The organism is Mycobacterium sp. E3247, assembly GCF_001667785.1.
Taxonomy (GTDB): Bacteria; Actinomycetota; Actinomycetes; order Mycobacteriales; family Mycobacteriaceae; genus Mycobacterium.
In genome coordinates this window covers 1-4,583 of record NZ_LZJG01000139.1, presented here as the reverse complement: position 1 = coordinate 4,583, position 4,583 = coordinate 1, and the positions used below count along the sequence as shown (strand labels likewise).

Annotated in this window: 4 protein-coding genes and 1 pseudogene; 4 read left to right on the top strand and 1 reads right to left on the bottom strand. The window is 71.6% G+C overall.

The features are described from left to right. A partial coding sequence (locus A9X04_RS07480; RefSeq protein WP_067919014.1) for an FUSC family protein occupies nt 1-1,468 on the bottom strand: 1,468 nt, incomplete at its 3' end. A gap of 112 nt (nt 1,469-1,580) precedes the next feature. Between A9X04_RS07480 and A9X04_RS31330 the strand changes: the two are divergent. The 4 genes and pseudogenes from A9X04_RS31330 to A9X04_RS07465 form a co-directional block, all read left to right on the top strand. Beyond that, nucleotides 1,581-1,652 (top strand): annotated as a pseudogene (locus A9X04_RS31330) (hypothetical protein); the annotation flags it as partial. Then, a complete protein-coding gene (gene galT, locus A9X04_RS07475; protein WP_369828928.1) occupies nt 1,626-2,660 on the top strand; it encodes a galactose-1-phosphate uridylyltransferase in 1,035 nt (344 codons plus the stop codon). The pseudogene A9X04_RS31330 and the gene galT, both read left to right, overlap by 27 nt. Next, complete coding sequence (locus A9X04_RS07470; RefSeq protein WP_067919012.1) at nt 2,657-3,748, top strand: galactokinase; 1,092 nt, start codon at nt 2,657-2,659, stop codon at nt 3,746-3,748. The genes galT and A9X04_RS07470 overlap by 4 nt, the downstream gene beginning before the upstream one ends. After that, nucleotides 3,745-4,539, top strand: a complete 795-nt coding sequence (locus tag A9X04_RS07465; protein WP_082974860.1) for a Mut7-C RNAse domain-containing protein — start codon at nt 3,745-3,747, stop codon at nt 4,537-4,539. Before A9X04_RS07470 ends, A9X04_RS07465 begins: the two co-directional genes overlap by 4 nt. Nucleotides 4,540-4,583 lie beyond the last annotated feature (44 nt).

Sequence of the window (4,583 nt, the reverse complement as noted above, 5' to 3'; positions counted from 1 at the left end):
ACGTCATCAGGCTGTAGGTGACCGTCATGAAATAGAAGGCGCAGAACAGGCACACGAAGATCCCGGCGAGCGCGGCGGACTTGTCGCCAGCCAGCAGCGTGGCCACCAGCACGCCGCACGGCACACCGAGCAGGGTGCCGAGCAGGCGCTGCCAGCCCTTGGTGAGGGTCTCGCCCCACGAGTTGGTGCCGGCGAAGATGACGAACGCGGCGATCACCGCCCAATACCAGCGAGCCGGCGACACCAGCTCGCCGGCGACGATGGCCAGCGACGCGGCGACGGCGACCTGGATGGCCTGCCGGGTGGTCGGTCGCAGACCCGCCGGCTGCGCTTCGTCGGCGGGTTGGGCGGGTTCGTCGCCGGATGCGGGCGGCCGCTCGCTGTCCATGGTCCCCAGCGGGCGGTCGGTGGCGGCCCGGTCGACGATGGCCCGCACGTCGGCAGTCGCTGTGGCGGCGTTGACTATCGCCAACGCGAGGCGGCGCACGGCGGCCTCACCCGGGTCGTCGTCCGCGGGGGCCGCCGCCGGGCGGCACTGCTCGTCGAGCAGTCGTTGCGCTTGGTCGGCGGCGCGTCGAAGGCCGTCGGGCTCGGGGAGGCGGATGGCCCGAGCCAGCGTGGAGAGCGCGTCGACGAGCGCGGCCCGGGTCTGGGCGGGTATGGCGCCGGGGTCCGCCGACGCCAGCGCGGCGGCCCGCCGGCCGGCCGTGGCCACCCACTCGATGGCCAGCTCGGCGTCCAGCAGCCACGGGGCCAGCTGTTCGGCGGTGACACCGGGCCACAGCAGGGCGGGGTCCGCCTTGTCCTCGATCTGGCTCTGCACCATCAGGGCGGTCTCGTTGAGCCGCAGGGTGCGCGCCCGCATGCGGCGCCGGCGGCGTTCGTCGAGGCGGCCGGTGCGCACCGCTTCCGCCGTCGTGTCGACGACGATCGCCATCCTCGCCCGCAACGCCCGGACGGTCGCCCGCAGCACGCGTTCCGGCCGATCGGGCATGACGTAGGCGGTCATCACGAACGTGCACACCGTGCCCACCGCGACCGCCCCGATCATCCACGGCAGCTCCGAAATGCGCGCGCGCAGATACAACGTGAAGAAGTAGGACATGAAGGCGACCATGCCCAGGGCCCGGCCGCGGGCGCCGAAGCGGCGGATGTAGGCGGCCGTGAAGACCACCACCACGAACACCGCGTCGCTGACCACCGGGTGGGGCGCGAGCACCGCGGCGGCGGTGATGGACGCGGCGGCGGGCAGCGGCAGCAGCGCCATGGTGATCCGCTGCCGGCGCGGGTCCGGCTCGTTGACGGATCGCGACGCGACCATCGTGATGACGACGCCCAACAGGGCGACGGTCAGGGGCTGTCCGGTCGCCCGGGTCAGGACGGAAAGCGCCAGCAGCGAACAGCCGAGCGCGGCCGTCGTCCGCGTCGCCATCCGCAGCCGGAGCAAACCGGGATCCGAACCGATCACCCAGTTGCCGGCTTGTTCGTAAAGACCGGTTATCGCCCTGCCCCCTTCCCGGCGCCCGACCCATCATGGTTACCCGAACGGCGTCGCGGCGGCCAAGCTAGTCTTCGACATCGTGACAGCGCCGACGCGGGCGAAGCTGGCCGACGGCCGTGAGCTGCTGTTCTTCGCGCTGCCCGGCCACCGCCCGGCACCGGTCGAAGATCGCAGGCCGCTGCCGGCGCGCGCCGGGCAGCACTCCGAGTTGCGGTTCGACCAGACGACGGGGCAGTGGGTGATCGTCGCCGCGCTGCGCCAGGACCGGACCTACATGCCCCCGGCCGCCCAGTGCCCGCTGTGCCCGGGTCCGACCGGTCTCACCAGCGAGGTGCCCGCCCCCGACTACGACGTCGTGGTGTTCGAGAACCGCTTCCCCAGCCTGTCGGGCGCCGGGCCGGCGTTGGCGCCCCCCGGCGACGGGTTCGTGTCCGCCCCGGGGCACGGCCGCTGCGAGGTGGTCTGCTTTTCCAGCGACCACACCGGCTCCTTCGCGGGATTGGAGCCCGCGCACGCCCGGTTGGTCATCGAGGCGTGGCGGCACCGCACCGCCGAGCTCATGGACACGCCCGGGATCGAGCAGGTGTTCTGCTTCGAGAACCGCGGCGAAGAGATCGGGGTGACGCTGAACCACCCGCACGGTCAGATCTACGCCTATCCCTACCTGACGCCGCGAACCGCCGTGATGCTGGACCAGGCGCGTCGGCACCGAAAGCGTCACGGCACCAACCTCTTCGGTGACCTACTGGCCGGTGAAGTCGCCGACGGCAGCCGAATCCTGGTGCGCGACGGCCTGTTCACCGCCTTCGTGCCGTTCGCCGCGCGCTGGCCGGTCGAGGTGCACATCTACCCGAACAGGTTCGTGCGCAACATCACCGAACTCGACGAGGAAGAACTGGACGCGTTCGCGCGCGTCTACCTCGACGTGTTGGGGCGGTTCGACCGAATGTATTCCTCACCGCTGCCCTATATTTCGGCGTTGCACCAATACGCCGACACCGGCTCCCAGGCCGAGGGCTACTTCCACGTCGAGTTGATGTCGGTCCGGCGCAGCGCCACCAGGCTCAAATACCTGGCGGGGTCAGAGTCCGCGATGGAAGCGTTCATCAGCGATGTGACGCCCGAAAGCGTGGCCGAGCGACTGCGCGAGCTGGGATGACGGTCCGCTACGCCGCGCCCGGCCGGATCAACCTGATCGGCGAGCACACCGACTACAACCTGGGGTTCGCGCTGCCCATCGCGCTGCCCCAGCGCACGGTGGCGGCGTTCACGCCCGACCGCGGCGGCGCCGTCACCGTGGCCAGCGACCGCGCGGATGGGTCGGTGCGCATCCCGCTGGACACCGCCCCCGGCGGCGTGTCCGGCTGGGCCGCCTATGTGGCCGGGGTGATCTGGGCGCTGCGACAGGCGGGCCACCCGGTGCCCGGTGGCGCGATGCGGATCACCAGCGACGTCCCGATCGGATCGGGCCTGTCGTCGTCGGCGGCGCTGGAGTGCGCGGCGCTGGGCGCGATGGCAGCGGCCGCCGGCGTGCGCATCGACCCCAAGGAACAGGCGCGCCTGGCCCAGCGTGCCGAGAACGACTACGTCGGCGCCCCAACGGGTCTGCTCGACCAGCTGGCGGCGCTGTTCGGCCGGCCGGCGACGGCGCTGCTGATCGACTTTCGCGACCTCACGCTCGCGCCGGTGGCCTTCGACCCGGACTCCGCCGGTGTCGCGCTGCTGCTGATCGACTCCCGGGCCCGCCACAGTCACGCCGGCGGCGACTACGCCGCACGCCGGGCGTCGTGCGAGCGGGCGGCCGCGGACCTCGGGGCGTCGTCGCTGCGCGAAATCCAGGACCGCGGGCCGTCCGCGGTGGCAGCGGTGCGTGACCCGGTCGACGCCCGACGGGCCCGCCACGTGCTGACCGAGAACCGCCGGGTCATGGATTGCGTTGTGGCACTGAATGATTCGGATTTCGCCGAAGCGGGGCGGATCTTCAGCGAATCGCACGCGTCCATGCGCGACGATTTCGAGATCACCACCGACCACATCGACCTGATCGCCGACACCGCGGTGCGCGCGGGCGCGTTGGGCGCGCGGATGACCGGCGGAGGGTTCGGGGGCTGTGTGATTGCGCTGGTGCCGATCGACCGCGCCGGCGCGGTCGACGAGGAGGTGCGACGCGCGGTGGGCTCCGCCGGTTTCGCGCAGCCGGTCATCACCCGAACCCGCGCCGCCGCCGGCGCGGGACCGTGTGGGTGAACGAGCCGACCGGCCACGTCGAAGTTCGGGTGTACGCCGAACTCAACGACTTCCTGGCGGCCGAGTCGCGGGGGACGACGGTGCGCCGCCCGTTCCGGCCACACCAGACCGTCAAGGACGTCCTGGAGGCGATGGGCATACCCCACACCGAGGTCGACCTCATCCTGGTGAACGGATCCCCGAGGGACTTCGCCTACCGCCCGGGGTTTGGCGACCGCATCGCCGCCTACCCGACCTTCGAGGCGCTCGACGTGGGGTACACCGCCCGGCTGCGGCCGGTTCCGTTGCGCGAGCCGCGGTTCGTCGTCGACGTCAACCTCGGCCGGCTGGCGTGGCTGCTGCGCCTGCTCGGGTTGGACGTCTGGTGGTCGAACGAGGCCGACGACAAGACGCTGGCCGACGTCAGCGTCGCACAGCACCGGATCCTGCTGACCCGCGATCGCGGCCTGCTGAAGCGCCGCGCCGTCACGCATGCCCTGTTCGTCCGCTCCGACGATCCCGAGGAGCAGGCGCTCGACGTGCTGCGCCGGCTGGACCTGGGGCGGCGGCTGGCGCCGCTCACCCGCTGCATGCGCTGCAACGGCATGCTGGCCCCGGTGAGCAAGGACGAGGTGATCGACCAGCTGGAGCCGCTGACGCGCGAGCACTACGAGGCGTTCAGCCGGTGCGCCGGATGCGGGCGGATTTACTGGCCCGGGTCGCATTACACGAAACTGGTCCAGCTCGTACAAAGGCTGCGCGACCAGCTCGGTGACCGCCCGGCGCCCCGTACTTCCCGGGTCCAGCCGTAACGCGCCGGCGTCAGCTGTAACGTAACGGATATGTCGGGGATGAC

Bases quoted from the DNA above. Each gene is read 5' to 3' on its own strand.
- A9X04_RS07470 (WP_067919012.1), top strand. From the start codon at position 2,657: ATGACGGTCCGCTACGCCGCGCCCGGCCGGATCAACCTGATCGGCGAG.